This window comes from Buchnera aphidicola (Sarucallis kahawaluokalani), from assembly GCF_005080725.1.
GTDB classification, from domain to species: Bacteria; Pseudomonadota; Gammaproteobacteria; order Enterobacterales; family Enterobacteriaceae; genus Buchnera_L; species Buchnera_L aphidicola_AF.
This window is the reverse complement of sequence record NZ_CP032999.1, coordinates 235,278-255,664: the sequence shown is the minus strand read 5'-3', so window position 1 is coordinate 255,664 and position 20,387 is coordinate 235,278. Positions and strand designations below refer to the sequence as shown.

Annotated in this window: 18 protein-coding genes; 11 read left to right on the top strand and 7 right to left on the bottom strand. The window is 24.5% G+C overall.

What is annotated here, in order from left to right:
• Positions 1–3 precede the first annotated feature (3 nt).
• The 3 genes from leuB to leuD all read left to right on the top strand — a co-directional run bounded on the left by leuB (position 4) and on the right by leuD (position 3,143).
• Complete coding sequence (leuB, locus tag D9V78_RS01135) at positions 4–1,098, top strand: 3-isopropylmalate dehydrogenase (RefSeq protein ID WP_158350611.1); 1,095 nt, start codon at positions 4–6, stop codon at positions 1,096–1,098.
• Between the two features lies 1 nt (position 1,099).
• The gene (leuC, locus tag D9V78_RS01130; RefSeq protein ID WP_158350609.1) at positions 1,100–2,500 is read left to right on the top strand and encodes a 3-isopropylmalate dehydratase large subunit; all 1,401 of its coding nucleotides are present in this window, start codon (positions 1,100–1,102) and stop codon (positions 2,498–2,500) included.
• Positions 2,501–2,570: 70 nt separating this feature from the next.
• Positions 2,571–3,143 carry a 3-isopropylmalate dehydratase small subunit gene (gene leuD / locus D9V78_RS01125; RefSeq protein ID WP_410051744.1) on the top strand — a complete coding sequence of 191 codons (573 nt, stop codon included), beginning with the start codon at positions 2,571–2,573 and terminating at the stop codon, positions 3,141–3,143.
• A gap of 71 nt (positions 3,144–3,214) precedes the next feature.
• Here leuD and tsaB read toward each other — a convergent pair whose 3' ends face one another.
• From tsaB to zwf, 4 genes are all read right to left on the bottom strand, one after another.
• Positions 3,215–3,877: a tRNA (adenosine(37)-N6)-threonylcarbamoyltransferase complex dimerization subunit type 1 TsaB gene (tsaB, locus tag D9V78_RS01120; RefSeq protein ID WP_158350605.1), complete on the bottom strand. Its 663-nt coding sequence runs from the start codon at positions 3,875–3,877 to the stop codon at positions 3,215–3,217.
• Positions 3,878–4,450: 573 nt separating this feature from the next.
• Positions 4,451–5,164, bottom strand: coding sequence for a TerC family protein (locus D9V78_RS01115; protein WP_158350603.1), 714 nt, complete (start codon positions 5,162–5,164; stop codon positions 4,451–4,453).
• Positions 5,165–5,220: 56 nt separating this feature from the next.
• Positions 5,221–6,099, bottom strand: a complete 879-nt coding sequence (gene htpX, locus D9V78_RS01110; RefSeq protein WP_158350601.1) for a protease HtpX — start codon at positions 6,097–6,099, stop codon at positions 5,221–5,223.
• Positions 6,100–6,233: 134 nt separating this feature from the next.
• Positions 6,234–7,670: a glucose-6-phosphate dehydrogenase gene (gene zwf, locus D9V78_RS01105; RefSeq protein WP_158350599.1), complete on the bottom strand. Its 1,437-nt coding sequence runs from the start codon at positions 7,668–7,670 to the stop codon at positions 6,234–6,236.
• Positions 7,671–7,902: 232 nt separating this feature from the next.
• Here zwf and pyk point away from each other — a divergent pair, with 232 nt between their 5' ends.
• The 3 genes from pyk (at position 7,903) to D9V78_RS01090 (ending at position 10,951) form a co-directional block, all read left to right on the top strand.
• Positions 7,903–9,345: a pyruvate kinase gene (gene pyk / locus D9V78_RS01100; protein ID WP_158350597.1), complete on the top strand. Its 1,443-nt coding sequence runs from the start codon at positions 7,903–7,905 to the stop codon at positions 9,343–9,345.
• Between the two features lie 81 nt (positions 9,346–9,426).
• Positions 9,427–10,143: a zinc ABC transporter ATP-binding protein ZnuC gene (gene znuC, locus D9V78_RS01095; RefSeq protein WP_158350595.1), complete on the top strand. Its 717-nt coding sequence runs from the start codon at positions 9,427–9,429 to the stop codon at positions 10,141–10,143.
• A 31-nt stretch (positions 10,144–10,174) separates the two neighbouring features.
• Positions 10,175–10,951, top strand: a complete 777-nt coding sequence (locus D9V78_RS01090) for a metal ABC transporter permease (protein ID WP_158350593.1) — start codon at positions 10,175–10,177, stop codon at positions 10,949–10,951.
• 44 nt (positions 10,952–10,995) lie between these two features.
• On the opposite strand, the gene aspS is transcribed toward D9V78_RS01090, so the two are convergent.
• Genes aspS through trxB form a run of 3 tightly spaced genes read right to left on the bottom strand, consistent with a single transcriptional unit; the run spans position 10,996 to position 13,946 of the window.
• Positions 10,996–12,705, bottom strand: coding sequence for an aspartate--tRNA ligase (gene aspS / locus D9V78_RS01085; RefSeq protein ID WP_158350591.1), 1,710 nt, complete (start codon positions 12,703–12,705; stop codon positions 10,996–10,998).
• A 33-nt stretch (positions 12,706–12,738) separates the two neighbouring features.
• Complete coding sequence (gene infA / locus D9V78_RS01080; protein WP_158350589.1) at positions 12,739–12,957, bottom strand: translation initiation factor IF-1; 219 nt, start codon at positions 12,955–12,957, stop codon at positions 12,739–12,741.
• A 14-nt stretch (positions 12,958–12,971) separates the two neighbouring features.
• Positions 12,972–13,946, bottom strand: coding sequence for a thioredoxin-disulfide reductase (trxB, locus tag D9V78_RS01075; RefSeq protein ID WP_158350586.1), 975 nt, complete (start codon positions 13,944–13,946; stop codon positions 12,972–12,974).
• A 187-nt stretch (positions 13,947–14,133) separates the two neighbouring features.
• On the opposite strand from trxB, the gene serS reads away from it, so the two are divergent.
• The 5 genes from serS to rpsA all read left to right on the top strand — a co-directional run bounded on the left by serS (position 14,134) and on the right by rpsA (position 20,361).
• Complete coding sequence (serS, locus tag D9V78_RS01070; protein WP_158350961.1) at positions 14,134–15,429, top strand: serine--tRNA ligase; 1,296 nt, start codon at positions 14,134–14,136, stop codon at positions 15,427–15,429.
• A gap of 42 nt (positions 15,430–15,471) precedes the next feature.
• Complete coding sequence (gene serC / locus D9V78_RS01065) at positions 15,472–16,560, top strand: 3-phosphoserine/phosphohydroxythreonine transaminase (protein ID WP_410051741.1); 1,089 nt, start codon at positions 15,472–15,474, stop codon at positions 16,558–16,560.
• Positions 16,561–16,614: 54 nt separating this feature from the next.
• Positions 16,615–17,907: a 3-phosphoshikimate 1-carboxyvinyltransferase gene (aroA, locus tag D9V78_RS01060; protein ID WP_158350582.1), complete on the top strand. Its 1,293-nt coding sequence runs from the start codon at positions 16,615–16,617 to the stop codon at positions 17,905–17,907.
• 58 nt (positions 17,908–17,965) lie between these two features.
• The gene (gene cmk, locus D9V78_RS01055; RefSeq protein ID WP_158350580.1) at positions 17,966–18,643 is read left to right on the top strand and encodes a (d)CMP kinase; all 678 of its coding nucleotides are present in this window, start codon (positions 17,966–17,968) and stop codon (positions 18,641–18,643) included.
• A gap of 101 nt (positions 18,644–18,744) precedes the next feature.
• Positions 18,745–20,361: a 30S ribosomal protein S1 gene (rpsA, locus tag D9V78_RS01050; protein WP_158350578.1), complete on the top strand. Its 1,617-nt coding sequence runs from the start codon at positions 18,745–18,747 to the stop codon at positions 20,359–20,361.
• Positions 20,362–20,387: the final 26 nt, after the last annotated feature.

The following is a 20,387-nucleotide window of genomic DNA, read 5'->3' as shown; positions in this document are numbered from 1 at the left end:
GATATGAAAAAAAAATTTCATTTGGCAATTCTTCCAGGAGATGGTATTGGACCTGAAGTAATGCAGGAAGCATATAAAATTATTCATGTTTTGAAGAGCAGGTGTTATATTAATTTTATTTTACACGAATATGACATTGGAGGTATTGCTTTAGAAAAATATGGTATTGCTTTACCTAAAAAAACATTAACAGGTTGTGAAAAATCAGATGCAATTTTATTAGGTTCAGTTGGAGGTCCGGAATGGAGTCACTTACCAGATGATAAACAACCAGAACGAGGTGCGCTATTACCATTGAGAAAACATTTTAATTTATTTGCAAATCTTAGACCAGCTATTTTATACCCTGAGTTAAAAGATTTATCTCCATTACGTAAAAATATTATTCAAAAAGGCATAGATATATTATGTGTACGTGAGTTAACAGGAGGTATCTATTTTGGTAAATCAGGTCGAAAATATGACGACCAATTACATGAATTTGCCTTTGACACTGAGTGTTATTACACTCGTGAAATTAATCGTATAGCAAAAATAGCATTTGAAATAGCTCAAAAAAGAAAAAAAAAACTTACTTCGATTGATAAATCTAATGTTTTAATCAGTTCAAAGTTATGGCGTGATACAGTAAATAATATTTCTAAAAGATATCCTGATGTCAGGTTATCACATTTATATATTGATAATGCTGTTATGCAAATAATTAAAAATCCTAATCAATTTGATGTAATACTATGTTCTAATTTATTTGGAGATATATTATCTGATGCCTGTGCTGAAATCACTGGTTCAATTGGTATGTTAGCTTCCGCTAGTTTAAATGAAAAAAATTTTGGAATGTATGAACCAGCTGGAGGATCCGCACCAGATATAAAAGGAAAAAATATAGCTAATCCTATTGCACAAATTTTATCAGTTGCATTATTATTACGTTATAGTATGAAGTTATATGAATTATCAGATGCTATTTTTGAATCTGTTAAACAAGTATTAAAAAAAGGATATAGAACTATTGATATTGCAAATAATTCAAATGATTATATTACTACCAATCAAATGGGTGATATAATTACTAAAATGCTAATAAAAGAGATATAATATGGGACAGACCTTATATGAAAAACTATATAATAATCATGTAGTATATCGCGATATAAGTAATACATCTATTTTATATGTAGATTTACATTTGGTGCATGAAGTCACATCTCCTCAAGCTTTTCATGGACTTCGTTTAAATAATAGGAATGTACGATGCCCAAATAAAACATTTGCTACTATGGATCATAATGTTTCTACTCGAACCAATGATATAAATTTATTAAATAATATGGCACGTAATCAAATAAAAACACTATTTAAAAATTGCAATGATTTTAATATTACATTATTTGATTTAAGTCATGATTATCAAGGTATTGTACATGTTATGGGTCCAGAACAAGGAATGACATTACCAGGAATGTTAATTGTTTGTGGTGATTCTCATACTTCCACACATGGTGCTTTTGGTGCTTTGTCATTCGGTATTGGAACATCAGAAGTAGAACATGTACTTGCAACACAAACAATTAAACAAAAATTTTATAAAACAATGAAGATTGATATTTCTGGTAAATTAGAAAAACATATTAGTGCAAAAGATATCATTTTATATATTATTAATCAAGTTGGGGTGTCGGGAGGCACAGGATATGTTGTTGAGTTTTGTGGTGAAACAATATCTTATTTAAGTATGGAAGGAAGGATGACATTATGTAATATGGCAATTGAAATGGGTGCAAAATCGGCCTTGATAGCACCTGATGAAATTACTTTTAATTATTTAAGAAATAAAAGATTTGCTCCAAAAAGTTCAGATTGGAATACTGCAATTAAATATTGGAAAACATTAAAATCAGATGAAACGGCTGTTTTTGACAAATCAATATTTATTAATATTAATAATCTTGCTCCTCAAATTACTTGGGGTACAAATCCTAGCCAAGTTATTTCTATTGATATGCCTATTCCATCAGTACAGTCTTTTTCAGATGATATCACCCGAAAAACAGTTTTAAAATCTTTATCATATATGGATTTAAAACCGGGTATGTACTTAACAGATGTAAATATTAATAAAGTATTTATTGGTTCGTGTACAAATTCTAGAATAGAAGATTTACGTATAGCTGCACATGTTGTACGTAATAGATATGTTCATAATCAAGTAGAAGCTATTGTGGTACCGGGTTCTAAAATAGTAAAACAACAGGCTGAAAAAGAAGGATTAGATAAGATTTTTATTAAATCCGGTTTTGAATGGAGGTTACCTGGCTGTTCAATGTGTTTGGGTATGAATGATGATCAATTAAACCCCGGAGAGAGATGTGCATCCACTAGTAATCGTAATTTTGAACATCGTCAAGGTCGTGCAGGTCGTACACATTTAGTAAGTCCAGCCATGGCAGCTATAGCTGCAATTTTTGGAAAATTTCAAGATGTAAGAAAACTAATATAGTATTATTTTTTTACGGAGTATAAAATTGAAAAAATTTACTATTCATACTGGAATTATTGCACCGTTAGATATGTCTAATGTTGATACAGATGCTATTATACCTAAACAATTTTTACAAAAAATAGATAAAAAAGGATTTGGAGATAGCCTGTTTTATAATTGGCGTTTTTTAAATAATAACCCCAGCATTCCTGATATGCAATTTGTATTAAATCAACCAGATTATAAAAAATCTAGTATTTTAATTACACGTAATAATTTTGGGTGTGGATCATCTAGAGAACATGCAGTATGGGCGCTTTTAGATTATGGTTTTCGGGTTATTATTGCATCAGACTTTGCTGATATTTTCTATAGTAATAGTTTTAATAATAACCTTTTATTAATTACTTTACCTAAAAATGATATAAATGATATTTTTAACATTATTTATAATACACCGGGTATACAATCTACTATTAATTTACAAGATAATGTATTTATAATTGACAACAATAAATATAATTTTAAAATTGATACTTTATATCGTTTATGTTTACTCGAAGGTTTAGATAATATTGATTTAACTTTAAAAAATGAAAAAAAAATTTCTACATACGAACGATTAATACCAGAATTTTATAATATGAAATTAACTGTATAATTTTTTTATGTGAACTACATATTTTTATTAACAAAATAAATATATGTAGTTTATAGTAATAAATATATTTTTTAATATTTTGGATTATGTAAATAATTTAATTGAATATCATTTAATAAAAAAAAATTTTTTTTTTTTTTTGCTAAAATTGTTAATTTAATTAAATCTTTAGCATATGATTGATTTGTTTCAATATATTTTAAAAAAGGATTGTATAAATTTTGAAAATGTATTTTACCTGAACCTGTAATATACCATGTATTTTTTAAATTTTTAATTTTTTGCACCGCTTGATTAATATGTAATAATACCTCTTTACCATTCCAAATGTTTTTTATATTTTTTGTATATTTAACCCAATACACTTGTTTTTTATTTGCAATATTACAAATAATAATCTTCTTTATCTTATATAATCTCCATATTTGCTCTGCTAATACTTCTAACGTAGAAATTCCTATCAAATGAATGTTATTTAAAATAGATAATCCTTGTGCAATACTTGCACTAAGTCTAATACCAGTAAAACTACCTGGACCAGTAGTAAAAGAAATAATTTGAAAATCTTGTATTCTAGCCTTTTGATCTGTAAGTAGATTTTGTATCATAGTTAATAAATTTTTTTCATGATGTTTACATGTATGGACATTGTAATATAATTTATTATTATATAACATAGCAACTAAATTATTTTGTAAAGAAGAATCAATGGATAAAATGTTTTGTTTGATCATGTATTATGAATTTTAATATTATTTACGATACTATTTTACATAGTATTAAGTATTAAAAATATTTTTATATATTAATAGTTTAAAAAGATAATAATGATTTATAATAAAATTGCAGATATATTTAACCTTTTTTGAATATAAGTAAAATATTTATATATATTTTGATATAAGTGATGAAATATTTTAATATATTTTTAAAATATATTTATTTATTATAAATTAATAAAAATTGAATATATTTTTGAGAATTTTATCAAAAATTGATTGTTTTAGTGATGTACTTATATATGTTACACATAATATTAATTATTTTATATATAAAGTAAATAATTTTTATTAGAAAATGTTTATATTTTTCAATTAAAATTAATTTTAGAATGTAATATTATATATTTTTGTTAATATTTAATATCAAATTATTTTTATAAATTGAAAATTTTTATTTCATGTAATTACTTACTTAATTATATAATATATGAATTAATAAAAAATTTTTTATTTTTTGTTTTATTTAACTATGTAAATATCAATTTTAAAATAATTTTATAAAATTATTTTTTGATATGTTTAGGTTTATGATATATATTTTTTAAAAAAAGTTTGATTAAAAAATTCAGTAATTATAGTAAACCCTACTGTAATATATATATAATTTTTGGAAATATATATTCCAAATGATTCTAGTATTAAAATACATCCAATAATTAATAATAAAATTAAACATAATATTATGATTTTTTTATGCGTATTGATAAATTTTGTAAGTTGTTTTGTGGCTATAAACATTAGTATAGTAGTTATCATTACTGCAAGAATCATGATAAGTAGTCTCTTTATCATGCCAACTGCAGTAATAACAGAATCTAACGAAAAAATGATATCTATAATTATGATTTGAAGAACAGTAACCCAAAAACCAGAATATTTACTTTTATATTGGTTGTGAATAATATACTGTTGTGATTTTTCATATAATTCAATGGTGGATTTTATTAGAAGAAATGATCCTCCAAATAGTAGTATGATATTATGTACAGAAAAATTAAAATATTTATTGCTAAAAATGGGATTATTAAAAGTAATGATCCATGATATTATTGTTAGTAAAATTAATTTTAGAGTAAATGATAATCCCAAACCTATCAAACGGGCTTTATTTCTTTGTTCGGGGTGTAACTTACCAGACAATATAGAAATAAATATTAAATTATCAATATTAAGTACTATTTCTAATAGAATTAGTGTTATTAATCCAACCAACAGTGTTGGATTGAATGAGTATATCATTGCAAAACTCCACAACCATTAAACAAGTATTATTTTCTTAATTTTTAGTTACATAATTATTGATATGTTCTATCATGTAATGCATCAATTCTATGTTGAACTGGGGGATGTGAAGAAAATAAATTAAAAAAGGATTTTGATTGTCCATTAATACAGTATGTTTTAATATCTTCTGGTGGTCGAGGATCAGTTACTTTTTTAAATTTTACTAGTAATCTAATCATTCTATCCCATCCTACACGTTTTGCAGCATCAGCATCTGCTTTAAACTCTCGATATCTTGAAAATGCCATTACAATCATACTTGCTAACATACCAAACATGCCTTGTAGAAGCATTGAAGAAACATAATTAATTAAAAATCCGTATGATCGCACATAATTTGAATTTCTATAATTAAATAGCATATTCATAATACATCGTGAAAAGATAGTAGATACAAAAAATACAAAAGTATTTATCACTCCTTGTATTAAAGATAAGGTAATCATATCACCATTTGCTACATGACTAAGTTCGTGTGCAATTACAGCTTGCAATTGATCTTTATCCATCACTTCAAGTAATGTTGTAGAAAATGCTACTAATGAACTGTTTCGGCTATATCCAGTTGCAAATGCATTCACTGATGGTGAAATATAAATTGCAACTTCTGGTGTTTTAATTCCTAATTGATTTGCCTGATACCGAACAGCATTTAAAAGCCATGCTTCCATTGAAGTTTGAGGTTTATAAATAATTCGTCCATTTGTAGAACGTAAAGCTGACCATTTAGATAATAATAATGATGTTATTGATCCGCTAAATCCAACAATAGAAGAAAAAACAATCAATGCTCTGATACTATTAGCTTCCATTCCTGTCAAAAATAACACTGTTCCAAACATAAATGTAACAGATAAATTTGTGAGTAAAAATAGAATGACGCGTATCATATAATTACAGTTTCCTATATTGAAGATATATGTATAATACAATATCATAAATAAATGAACAACTTTTAATAATTTGAGAAATTTTAAAATTAATTATAAAAAATATTATCAATTAATTTAATTAAAAAAATTTCTTATGAAATATTTTTTCTTAAATTTAACCCTTTTGTTCCTGCTTTATATAATTGTACTTTGATTTTATTTGATTGCCATGCATGTATAATAGAATCAATCCATTCCCATGAAGTTTCAATTTCTTCTTTCGATACAAATAATGATTGATCGTTTTTCATACTTTCAAATAATAATCTTTCATATGCGTCTGGAATTTCATCTTGTATGATATCTCTATAATCAAATTTTAATATTGAATTTTTTAATTTATATTTAGAATTTATATCAGGTTTTTTATTGCAAAAATTTATTTCTATTCCTTCATTTGGTTCTATTCGAATCTTGATTTGGTTTTGATAATCATTTTTTATGTGATGATTAAATACCGAATGTGTGATATTTTTTAACTGAATGATAATTTCAGTTTTTTTACAATCCAGTCGTTTTCCTGTCTTTAAATAAAACGGGACTCCAAACCATTGTTCGTTATCAATGTTTGCTTGAATTAATACAAATGTTTCAATATCACTATTTTTTTTTGCTCCTTTTTCTTCAATATAAGCAGGTACTATTTTACCGTCAATAACACCGGAGGTATATTGGCCTCGTATTGTATTTTGATAAATATTCGTTGTATTAATTTTACGTAGTGATTTTAAAACTTGAATTTTTTTTTTTTTAATATTTTTCGAATTGAGTTGTTTTGGTATCGACATAGTAATTAAACTTAATATTTGTAATAAATGATTTTGTACCATATCTCGTGTTTGTCCAATTTCATCAAAATAATTCCACCGGTTTTCAACTCCTACAGTTTCTGAAACAGAAATCTTTACATATTCAATATTTTTATTATTCCAAATATTGTAAAATATTGGATTTGAAAAACGTAATGTTAGTAAATTTAATATTGTCTCTTTTCCTAAGTAATGATCAATTCTGTATATTTGATCTTCTTTAAAATATGTATTTAATGTATGATGAATATTTTTTGATGATTGTAATGATGTACCTATCGGTTTTTCTACAATAATTTTATTAGGGGGTTTATTATATTGAATGGTTCCTAATCCTATACAAATATTATTAAATTTATTAGGTGGAACAGCAAAATAATAAATTTTTGTATTACTCGATGTTAATAATATATTTTTTAAATTAAAAAATTTTTCCGTTTGTGTAACATCTAATTTGTAAAAGTATAATTTTTCTTTAAAATTATTCCAAATATTAATATCAATAGTATTTTTATAAAAAATATTTAATGATTTTAAAACTATTTCGGTATATTTATTTTGATTCCAATTAGCACGACCTATACCAATAATACGACTGTTTTTGCACAATAGGTTTTTTTTTTCTAAATTATATAATGCAGGTATTAACTTTCTACAAGATAAATCACCCTTTGCGCCAAATATTACTATATCATATGGTTGTATGTTATTTATTTTCATATATCCCCCCTTTTATTTTTTATACATTTTATGCTTGGGAACATTCAATATAAATATTAAATGAATAAATTAAAAATAATTTTTTTGAAATTGACGTAAATATATATATTTTAATAAATTTAAATGTATATTTTTTGTTAAATATTTTATATAATTATTTATTATACGTATAATTACTTACAATTAATAATTTTAAATATTATTTTCTTTTTATAAAAATGGTTAATAAAAAATGAGTTTAAAAAAAATTAGAAGAACAAAAATAGTCATCACTTTGGGTCCATCTACAGATGAAAATGATAATCTTGAGAAAGCAATTTTAGCAGGTGCAAGTATATTACGTTTAAATTTTTCTCATGGTACACAAGCAGAGCATGAACGTCGAGCCTATCATGCATTTAAGATTATTAAAAAAATAGGTTGTCATGTAGCACTCTTAGGAGACTTGCAAGGACCAAAAATTAGAATTACTAGTTTTAAAAAAAAATATGTATTTCTCGTACCTGGTAAAATTTTTGTATTAAATGCAAATTTAAAAGTTGATGCAGGTGATGAAAAACAAGTTGGAATAGATTACAAAAAATTATATAAGGATTTAAAAGTTAGTGATATTTTATTATTAGATGACGGGCGTATACAATTAGAAGTGATAGATATTTATCAAAAAAAAATTTTTACTAAAGTGCTAATTGGGGGGAAATTATCAAATAATAAAGGTGTAAATAAATTAGGAGGTGGATTATCTGCAGATTCTTTAACAGAAAAAGATAAAAATGATATACTTATTGCATCTAATATTGGTGTTGATTATTTATCAGTATCATTTCCCAGTCATCCAAGAGATTTAATGTTGGCACGAGAATTATCTAGTGCTGTCGGTAATAATCCAAAAATTATTGCAAAAATAGAACGAGCTGAAGTAGTTTCTAATATTGATACTATGAAAAGAATGATTTTAGCATCAGATGCAATTATGGTTGCAAGAGGTGATTTAGGTGTAGAAATTGGTGATTCTGAATTAATAGGTGTACAAAAAACATTAATAAAATATGCAAGACAATTAAATCGAATAGTGATAACAGCAACACAAATGATGGAATCAATGGTATATAATCCTATTCCAACACGAGCTGAAGTTATGGATGTTGCTAATGCTGTTTTAGATGGTACTGATGCAGTTATGCTATCTTCTGAAACTGCAACTGGAAAATATCCTTCTGAAACAGTACAAGCTATGTCTAATATATGTTTAGGTGCAGAAAAAATACCAAGTATGCATGTATCTAAACATAGAATAGGTATGAAATTTGATAATATCGAAGAAACTATTACAATGTCTGCTATGTATTCTGCAAATCATTTATATGGAGTTAGTGCAATTATTACATTAACAGAATCTGGATTAAGTGCTTTATTAACTTCTAGAATTAGTTCTGGTTTACCTATTTTTGCATTATCAAAATATCAAAGTGTTTTAAATTTAGTTTCGTTATATCGTGGAGTCGTTCCTATTTATTTTAATAGTCCTTACAAAGATTTACAAGTAGCCAATGATGCAATTTTATTACTTTTAAAAAAAAATCTATTACGAAACGGCGATATCATTATTATTACACAAGGTGATATTATGGGACAATCTGGAAAAACAAATATTCATAGAATTTTACAAGTATAATACTAAAAATATATTACATATTTTTATGCGATTTAGTATACTACATGTTTAGAGAAATTTTTACATATTAATAATTATCATATGAATCTATTAATAAAATTAGAAAATGTTTATGTTAATTTATGTAATCGTAATATTTTAACAAATATATCATTATCATTATATTCAAACAATATTGTAACTTTAATTGGTCCCAATGGTGCAGGAAAATCTACATTAATTCAAGTAATTTTGAATTTATTATCTCCTAGTGCAGGTTCAATATTTCGTGCTTCAAATTTAAAAATTGGTTATGTTCCTCAAAAATTTACTTTTGATAATAATTTTCCAATTTCAGTAAATAAATTTATGAATTTATCGGTCCGGGTCAATAAAACAGAAATTTTATATACTTTAAATAAATTAAATATTGCACATTTAAAAAATATGCAAATGAATACATTATCTGGTGGAGAGATGCAAAAAGTTTTTTTAGCCCGTGCATTATTAAATCATCCACAATTATTGATTTTAGACGAACCAGTACAAGGTATGGATATAAATAGCCAAATTTCTTTTTATAAATTAATTAATCAATTAAAAAAAGACCTGTCATATACAATATTAATTGTATCACATGATTTAAATTTTGTTATGGCACAGACTGACGAAGTAATTTGCTTAAATAAACATATTTGTTGTTCAGGTACTCCAAAAGCGATTACAAAAAATTTAAAATTCATTGCATTATTTGGTTCTATACCATACAATGAATTAGCGTTATATTCACATTACCACAATCATACACATAATTTTTAAACTAATATGGATTTTTTTTGAGCATGTTGAAATGTATAAAAATTATTTTCTAATTTGGATTGCAGGATTGTTATTGTCTGTTTGTTGTGGACCGTTAGGGGCATTTATTTTATGGAGAAAAATATCATCGTTTGGTAACACATTATCTCATGCTTCGTTGTTAGGATTATCAATTGCATTATTACTTAAAATAAATGTTTTATTAGCTGTGTTAACTACTTTATTTTTTTTAACAGTAGTAATTATTTATATTGAACATATTTCGAGTTTAAATTTAGATACGATATTAGCAATCGTAACATATAGTTCATTATCGCTTGGTATGATTATTTTACATATTATTTCAAAAAACGAACAAGCGGATCTTACAAAATATTTATTGGGTAATCTACTAGAATTAAAATTTATTGATATTAACATAATTTTTTTTATAACACTGATTATTTCATCTGTTGTTATTATTTTATGGAAATCAATTTTATTAATGATTATTAATGCAGAACTTGCTTGTGTAGATGGGATTAATGTTTTTAATGTACGCTTAATTTTAATGTTATTAATTACTTTATTAATTGGTATATCAACTACTTTAATTGGTGCATTATTAATTACTGCAATATTAATTATTCCTGCAGCAATTGCACAAAGATTTTCTACTTCACCTGAACTAATGGTATTATTTTCAATAATCATTAATATAATTGCAATTACTATAGGAATTTTTATTAATATATTTTATAATATTCCAATTAGTCCAGTAATTATACTTTTAGAATCAATATTTTTTATAATTAGTTTAATAATGTAAAATATCGTATAATTTAGTTTTTCTGATGTATAAATATATTACAATTAATTAATTAGATAGGATGGTGCTCCTGTCATGAGACAGGTAGAAGTATTTGTTTTGGGAAAAGCTATAACATCTTTAATATTATTGTTATTCGTTAATAACATAACTAATCTATCTAATCCTAATGCAATACCTGCATGAGGTGGAGTACCATATTTTAATGCATTAATAAAAAAATGAAATGGATCCTCTTTTTTTTCTGTAGATATATTTAGAATTTCAAAAATCATTTTCTGAATTTTGACGTCATGTATACGTACAGAACCTCCTCCTATTTCATATCCATTAATTACTAAATCATAAGAATTTGCGATTATTGAATTTAAGTTATTATTTTTAATATGCCTAATATCAAAATTTTTAGGTGCGGTAAATGGATGATGTGTTGTTGTGAAAGAATTATCTTGGTTTTTTTGAAACATTGGAAAATCCGTAATCCATATAGGTTTCCAATTATTTTTTTTAATTAAATCTAGTTTTTTTGCAATATAATTTTTTATTATTTGAAATAATTGATAAATAATTTCTTTTCTTCCAGAGATTATTAATATAATATCATTATTATGAGAATTTATCTTATGAATAATATTAGTGATAATTTTTTTTTGAAAAAAAATATCAGAAATTTTTATATCATACTGATTATCATATATATTTTTTACATAGATATAAAAGTGATATAATATATTATATTTTTTAATCATTTGATTAAGATCATTTATATTTTCTTGAGTAAATTTTAAAATACCTTGAGGAATAATTATAGCAACTATTTTTTCGTTATTTACAGATTTATTATATTGATTGACATGAATAAATTTTTTAATATTATGTAATATGATTGGATTTCTTAAATCCGGTTTATCAGAACCGTATTTTTTCATAGATTCTTGAAAGGTTATACATGGAATAGTATTGATTTCATAATTTAAAAAATTTTTCCATAACATTTTAACGATCGATTCTGTAAGTTGTTTTATATAAATTTCATCAATAAAAGCCGCTTCTATATCAATTTGTGTAAATTCGGGCTGCCGATCTGATCTTAAATCTTCATCACGAAAGCATCTGGCAATTTGATAATATTTATCAATTCCCGCTATCATAAATAATTGTTTAAAAATTTGAGGTGATTGAGATAATGCGTAGTATTTTTTTTGATGTATTCTGCTAGATACTAAATAATTTTTGGCGCCTTCCGGAGTTAATTTAACTAATACTGGAGTTTCAATATCTATAAATTTTTTTTTGTTTAAAAATTTTCGTATATATTGAACGATTTTGTGTCGTATTTTTAAATTTTTAAACATTGTTGATCTACGTAAATCTAAATATCGATATTTTAAGCGAACTTTTTCTTCATTAATGTTATTTATATCTAAAGGTAAAATCTGGGAAATGTTTATAATATTTAAATTTGTTGCATGAATTTCTATGTTTCCAGTATACATACTTAAATTTTGGTGATTTTTTTTTCTTTTTTTTACTATTCCTGAAATTTGAATACAAAATTCATTTTTTAGTTTTAACGCATCTTGAAAAATTTCATCTTTTTTAGAATGGAAAAATATTTGTATAATACCTGTACAATCTCTTAAATCAATAAATATGAAATTTCCAAAATTTCTTTTACGATCCACCCAACCACATAATGTTACTTTTTTATCAATATCAGATACTGTAAGATTACCACAATATTTTGTACGCATAAAATTTTCACCTGTAATAAAATTTAATTCTGATTATTTACTTCGGAAGATAATTCTTCCTTTACTTAAATCATAAGGAGTTAATTCCACAATTACTTTATCTCCGGTTAATATTCGAATATAATTTTTTCGCATTTTTCCAGATATATGCGCCGTAATAATATGTCCATTTTCAAGCTTAACTTTAAACATTGTATTTGGTAATGTATCTATGATACTACCTTGCATTTCCATATTATGTGTTTTAATCATATATTTTACCTTATTTATAATGATTTTATTGAATTTATTTTATTTAAATATTTTTCTGCATCTAATGCAGCCATACAACCACTTGCTGCAGAAGTAATTGCTTGTTTATAAATATGATCTACAACATCACCAGCGGCAAATACTCCTGGTATATTTGTTTGTGTATTTATATTTTTTATTTTTTTTTGTATTTTAATATATCCATTTTCCATTTCTATTTTATTATAAAAAATTTTAGTATTTGGAATACTTCCAATTGCAATAAACAAAGCTTGGATAGAAATAGTTTTTTTTTGATAAATATTTTTAGTACAATTCATTTCAATTTCGACAATATTTTTTTTTTTTTTAATAATTTTGCTAATAATAAAATTGGTATGTAATACAATATTTCCTATTTCTATTTTTTTATTTAATCGATCTATTAGTATTTTTTCTGCTGTAAATATTTCTCGTCGATGTATTATATGTACTTTAGAAGCAATATTTGACAAATATAAAGCTTCTTCTATAGCAGTATTACCTCCTCCAACAACAGCAACTTCTTGCGATTTATAAAAAAAACCATCACATGTTGCACATGTTGATATACCTTTACCCATTAATTCTTTCTCTTCTGGTAATCCTAAATAACGTGGAGATGATCCTGTTGCTATAATTACTGATAAACTAATATATTTTTCTTTTTCACAATATATTTGGAATTTTTTTTTTGAAAAATCAACATCAATAACTTGATCATAAATAATGTTTGTTTGTAAAGATAATGCATGTTGTTCCATATCATGCATTAAATCATATCCTGTTGTTAATTTAAATCTACCAGGCCAATTTTCAATCTTATCTGTTTGTATTAATTGTCCGCCTTTTTGCAAACCAGTAATTAACAGTGGTTTCAAATTAGCACGTGCAGCATATATAGCAGCAGTATACCCTGCAGGACCTGATCCAATAATAATTAATTTATATAATTGATTTTTTAATCCCATAATAAAAATCTCATTAATTTTATGAAATAAAATAATTTTTTTGTTATATATATATATAAAATATTTTTCTTTTCTTTGTAATGATAAAATACGATAATATATTATTTTTTATTATATATTTAATAATTATATCACTGGTATATTGATATGTTATATTAAATATATTAATTAAAATATGAAAAATATTATGCTTGATCCACATTTATTACGTAATGTTTCTAATTTGGTTGTTAAAAAATTAAAAAATCGAAATTTCGTGTTAAATGCAAAACATTTAAATTATATGGAAAAAAATCGTAAAGAACTGCAAATTGAAGTAGAAAAATTAAGATATAAATATAATAAATTATCCAAAATTATTGGTTCAAAAAATATTACCCCAGAAGATTTAATTAATGTAAAAAATAAAGTATGTAATATTAAAAAAATATTATCCACTAAAAATAATGTATTAAAAAAATTTCAAAAAGATATAAAAAATTTTATATCTTGTATACCCAATATACCTGATAATACTGTACCAATTGGTAATAATGGAAATCATAATATTGAAATTTCTTATTGGGGAAAAATAAAAAATTATAATTTTAATATTCTTGATCATGTGGAATTAGGAAATAAGATTAATGGTTTTGATTGGCTTACAGCATCAAAAATTTCTGGTTCAAGATTTGTCATAATGAAAAATAAAATTGCTTTATTGTATCGAGCTATAGGACAATTTATGTTAGATGTACATACAATGCAACATGGATATTTAGAAACAAATATACCATATTTAGTAAATTCAGATAGTATGTATGGTACAGGTCAATTACCTAAATTCAAGAAAGAATTATTTTATGTGTCTACAATACATCAAAAACAAAAAAATAACAAGTATATTTTAATACCAACTGCAGAGGTGCCATTAACAAATTTATTTCAAAATATTTTATTACAAATAAATGATTTACCAGTTATGTTAACTGCATATTCTCCTTGTTTTCGTGCAGAAAGCTTATCTTATGGACAAGATACAAGAGGTTTAATTCGTATGCATCAATTTGATAAAGTAGAAATATTTCATTTAACTCGTCCTGAATATTCTATGCAGAGTTTAGAAATATTAACATCACATGCAGAAAATATATTAAAACTATTAAAATTACCATATAGAAAAATATTGTTATGTACTGGAGATCTTGGTTTTACATCTACTAAAACATATGATTTAGAAGTTTGGTTTCCTGCTCAAAATAAATATCGTGAAATATCATCTTGTTCTAATATGTCAGATTTTCAAACAAGAAGAATAAATGCAAAATATTTTCATAAAAAAAAAAAAAAAAAATTTTTATTACATACAATTAACGGTTCAGGATTAGCTGTTGGTAGAACATTAGCTGCTATTTTAGAAAATTATCAAAATATTGATGGATCAGTAACTATACCGGACGTATTAAGAAAAAAATATATGAATGGTATGACTTTTTTAAATTAATTTTTCATTATTCAAGTATCTTTAAAAATTATGTTAATAAATATGGACAAAAAAATATATAATTTTAGCGCTGGACCTGCTATGCTTCCAGAAGAAGTATTACAAAAAGTAAAAAAAAGTTTTTTAAATTGGAATAAAATTGGTGCATCAATTATAGAAATTAGTCATAGAAGTCCAGAATTTCATATTATTATTCAAAATGCTGAACAATATTTAAGAGAATTATTAAGTATTTCTGATGAATATGCTATACTGTTTTGCCAAGGAGGTGCTAGAGGTCAATTTTCTGCTATACCTATGAATTTATTAAATCAATTAAACTGTGCTGATTATATTGATAGTGGTTATTGGTCTTATCAGGCAATGTTAGAGGCAAAAAAATATTGTTTTCCTAATCATATTAACGTTAAAAAATATGTTAATGGAAAAGTTATGATTTTAAAAATGGAAAAATGGTTACTGCATACACATGCAAATTACATTCATTATTGTCCTAATGAGACAATAGACGGTGTTGCAATACACGAAGAACCGAATTTTAAAGATAAAATTATTATAGGAGATTTTTCATCATCTTTGTTATCAAGAAATATTAATGTTAATAAATATGATTTAATTTATGCCAGTGCTCAAAAAAACCTTGGCCCTGCTGGTATTACCATTGTAATTATCAAAAAAAAAATATTAAAATATAGTAATCCGTATATACCATCAATTTTAAATTATAAAAACATTTTTGCTTCTCATTCTATGTTCAATACCCCAGTTACATTTTCATGGTATGTAATTAGTTTAGTATTACAATGGGTAAAAAAGAAAGGTGGAATAAATTTTTTTGAAAAATTAAATTATAAAAAATCAAAATTATTATATCAAACTATTGATAATAGTAATTTTTATTTTAATACCGTTCATCCAAACAATCGATCACACATGAATGTTACTTTTTATTTAAAAGATCAAAATCTGAACCATCTCTTTTTAAGTAAAGCAAATGAATCAGGATTAATATTTTTAAAAGGACATAAAGTAATCGGTGGTTTCCGTGCTTCTATTTACAATGCTATGCCTTTATCTGGAGTAAAAAAATTAACTGCATTTATGAAGGATTTTGAATATAAATTTCGATAAAAATAAATTATTTAATATAAATATATATTTTTTATTTTAGGAGATGTAATAAAAATGGTTAATTTTTTAACTTTAAAACCAATAGATAAAATATCTGGTAGCATACAATTGCCAGGTTCAAAAAGTATTTCAAATCGGGTATTATTACTATCAGCAATATCTGATGGTACAACTTATATAAAAAATTTATTATATAGTGATGATATTATTTATATGTTAAATGCATTAAGAAAAATTGGTATAAAATATCGTTTATTTAATAAAACAGAATGTATCATTTGGGGATGTAAAAATATTTTTCAGTATAAACCCAATATTTCACTATTTTTAGGAAACGCTGGTACTGCAGTACGTCCTCTTACTGCAATTTTATCATTACAAAAAAATAAAATTATTATTACAGGTGATGATAGAATGAAAGAACGTCCAATTAAAGATTTAATTGATGCTTTACAACAAGGTGGAGGGAATATTGAATACTTAGAACAAAAAAATTATTTACCAATATGTTTAAAAGGAGGTTTTTCTGGAGGAAATATTTTTATTAATGGAGATATTTCAAGTCAATTTTTAACATCTTTATTAATAGCTGCACCATTAGCTAATGTAGATACTAATATTATTATCCGAGGAACTTTAGTTTCAATTCCATACATTGATATAACATTAAAAATTATGCAGGATTTTGGAATTATCGTACATAATTATGATTATAAAAAATTTTATATTCCTGCAAAACAAAAATATAAATCTCCAAAAGAATATTATATAGAAGGTGATGCATCTTCTGCAACTTATTTTCTTGCCGCTGCTGCTATTAAAGGTCGATATATTAAAGTTAAAGGAATTAATAAATATAGTATCCAAGGAGATATAAAATTTATTGATGTACTTAAAAAAATGGGAGCAAAAATCATTTGGGGTAGAAATTATGTTGAGTGTATAAAAAAAAACATATTAAAAGGTATTAATTTAGATGCAAATACTATACCTGATGCTGCTATGACTATTGCTATGCTTGCATTATTTACTGATGGTTCTAGTACAACAATTAAAAATATATATAATTGGAGAGTTAAAGAAACAGATAGATTACATGCAATGGCAACAGAGTTAAAAAAAGTAGGTGCAATTGTTACAGAAGGTAAAGATTTTATAATTATCCATCCTCCTAAAAAAATTATTTATTCTAAAATTAATACTTATAATGATCATAGAATAGCTATGTGTTTTTCTTTAATTGCTTTATCAAATCAATCTGTCACAATTATTAACCCTGAGTGTGTATCAAAAACTTTTCCAAATTTTTTTAATTTATTCAATAAAATTAGTCATTGGAAAAAATAATTATCTTACATGTATTATATAATCTGTTTAATTTTATTATAATTTATGAGACTTTTAAATGATACAGCTAGCTCCTGTAATTACAATCGATGGACCCAGCGGATCAGGAAAAAGTGTTTTATCGCAAGCACTTGCTAAACATTTAAAATGGTTTAATTTAGAATCTGGAATGATTTATAGAATACTTGCTTGTTTATTTTTAAAAAAAAAAAGTGTCATTTCAGAAAAAAATTTAACTTATTTATTAAAAGATTTAGACCGTTATTTTATTTATAATCATGGTAAAATATGTCATCTTGTTATAAAAGAATTTTTAAAATACGATATTATGTCATATGAAGTAACAAATCTTGCATCTCAATTATCTACTATTGCATATGTTAGAAATAATTTATTAATTAAACAAAGATTATTTCGTAAATATCCTGGATTAGTTGCCAATGGTCGCGATATGGGAACAACGGTATTTCCAGATGCTATAATAAAATTTTTTTTACAAGCTGAATTAAAACATCGCGTATTTCGAAGAATGCATGAGCTAAAAAAAAAAGGATTTTCAGTACATTTTAAAGAATTATTTTTTCAAATCCAAAAAAGAGATAATCGCGATATTAAAAGAAAAAATTCTCCATTAAAACCAGCATGTAACGCAATTATAATTGATTCTAGTAATATGACAGCTATAGAAGTTTTTAAATTAGCTATAAATTATATACATGCTATTATAAAAATTTAAGCATCTTCTTTCTATAATTAGGATGATTATAGATAATTTCAATTAACTTATTTTACATGAAGTAAAATAGTTATTCAACCTAATAATTATAAAAAATTGATATGAATGAAACATTTTTACAATTACTTGAAGAATCTTTAAAAAAAATTAAAACTAAAAATGGATCAATTATTACCGGAACAGTAATAGCCATTCAGAAAGATACAGTATTAATTGATTCAGGTCTAAAATCTGAATCTTATGTTCCAATTGAACAATTTCGTAATAAATTCGGAACTTTAGAAATTAAAATTGGTGACCATGTTGATGTTGCTTTGGATGCAATAGAAGATGGTTTTGGAGAAACAATATTATCAAGAGAAAAAGCAAAAAAACATGAATCATGGATCAAATTAGAACAAGCATATGAAAAATCTGCAGTGATTACAGGTATTATTAGCGGTAAAGTAAAAGGTGGTTTTACTGTTGAATTAAATGATTTACGTGCTTTTTTACCTGGTTCATTGGTAGATATTCGTCCAATTAAAGATACCGGTTATTTAGAAAATAAAGAATTAGAATTTAAAGTCATTAAATTAGATCAAAAAAGAAATAATGTTGTTGTATCACGAAAGGCAGTTATTGAATCTGAAACAAGTGCTGAAAGAGATCAATTATTATTAAATTTACAAGAAGGAATACAAGTTAAAGGTATTATAAAAAATTTAACTGATTATGGTGCATTTGTTGATTTAGGAGGTGTAGATGGATTATTACATATTACTGATATGGCATGGAAACGCGTTAAACATCCCAGTGATATTGTAAGTATTGGAGATGAAATTTTTGTTAAAATATTAAAGTTTGATCGAGAAAAAACTAGAGTATCATTAGGGTTAAAACAATTAAGTGAAGATCCTTGGAATTCAATTTTAGATAGATACCATGAAGGTAAAAAGGTTGATGGTAGAGTAACAAATTTAACCGATTATGGTTGTTTTGTTGAAATCGAAGAAGGTATAGAAGGTTTAGTACATATTTCTGAAATGGATTGGACAAATAAAAATATTCATCCAACTAAAGTAGTAAATGTTTCTGATATTGTTAAAGTAATGATATTAGATATTGATGCCGAAAAAAGGCGTATTTCATTAGGAATTAAACAATGTAAACCAAATCCATGGGAATTATTTGCTAAAATTAATGGAAGAGGAGTTCATGTTAAAGGAAAAATTAAATCAATCACTGATTTTGGTATTTTCATAGGGTTGCCAGGTGGAATTGATGGATTAGTACATTTATCAGACCTGTCATGGAAAAATGCAAATGAAAAAGAATTATCAAAATACAAAAAAGGTGATGATATTACTGCTGTAGTATTACAAGTAGATCCAGAAAGAGAAAGAATTTCTTTAGGAATTAAACAATTAAAAGAAGATACTTTTAGTAAATATATTCAAAATTATAAAAGAGAAGATATTGTTCCAGGTAAAGTAGTGAATTTTACAAATCAAATTATTTATGTAAAATTAGCTAACGATGTTATTGGTACTATTAATGCTAAAAATAATATAAAATTTTTAAAAATAGATGATTTTATTGAATGTAAATTCAATAAATTTGATCGTAAAAATCGTACTATTCATGTAATTTTTTATAAAAAATGCGAAAAAAAATATTTTTATAATAAATTTAGAAATGATATCTTCTTTAAAGAAATACCAAAAATATTTGATTAAAATAATTATTTTATTATAATTATAAA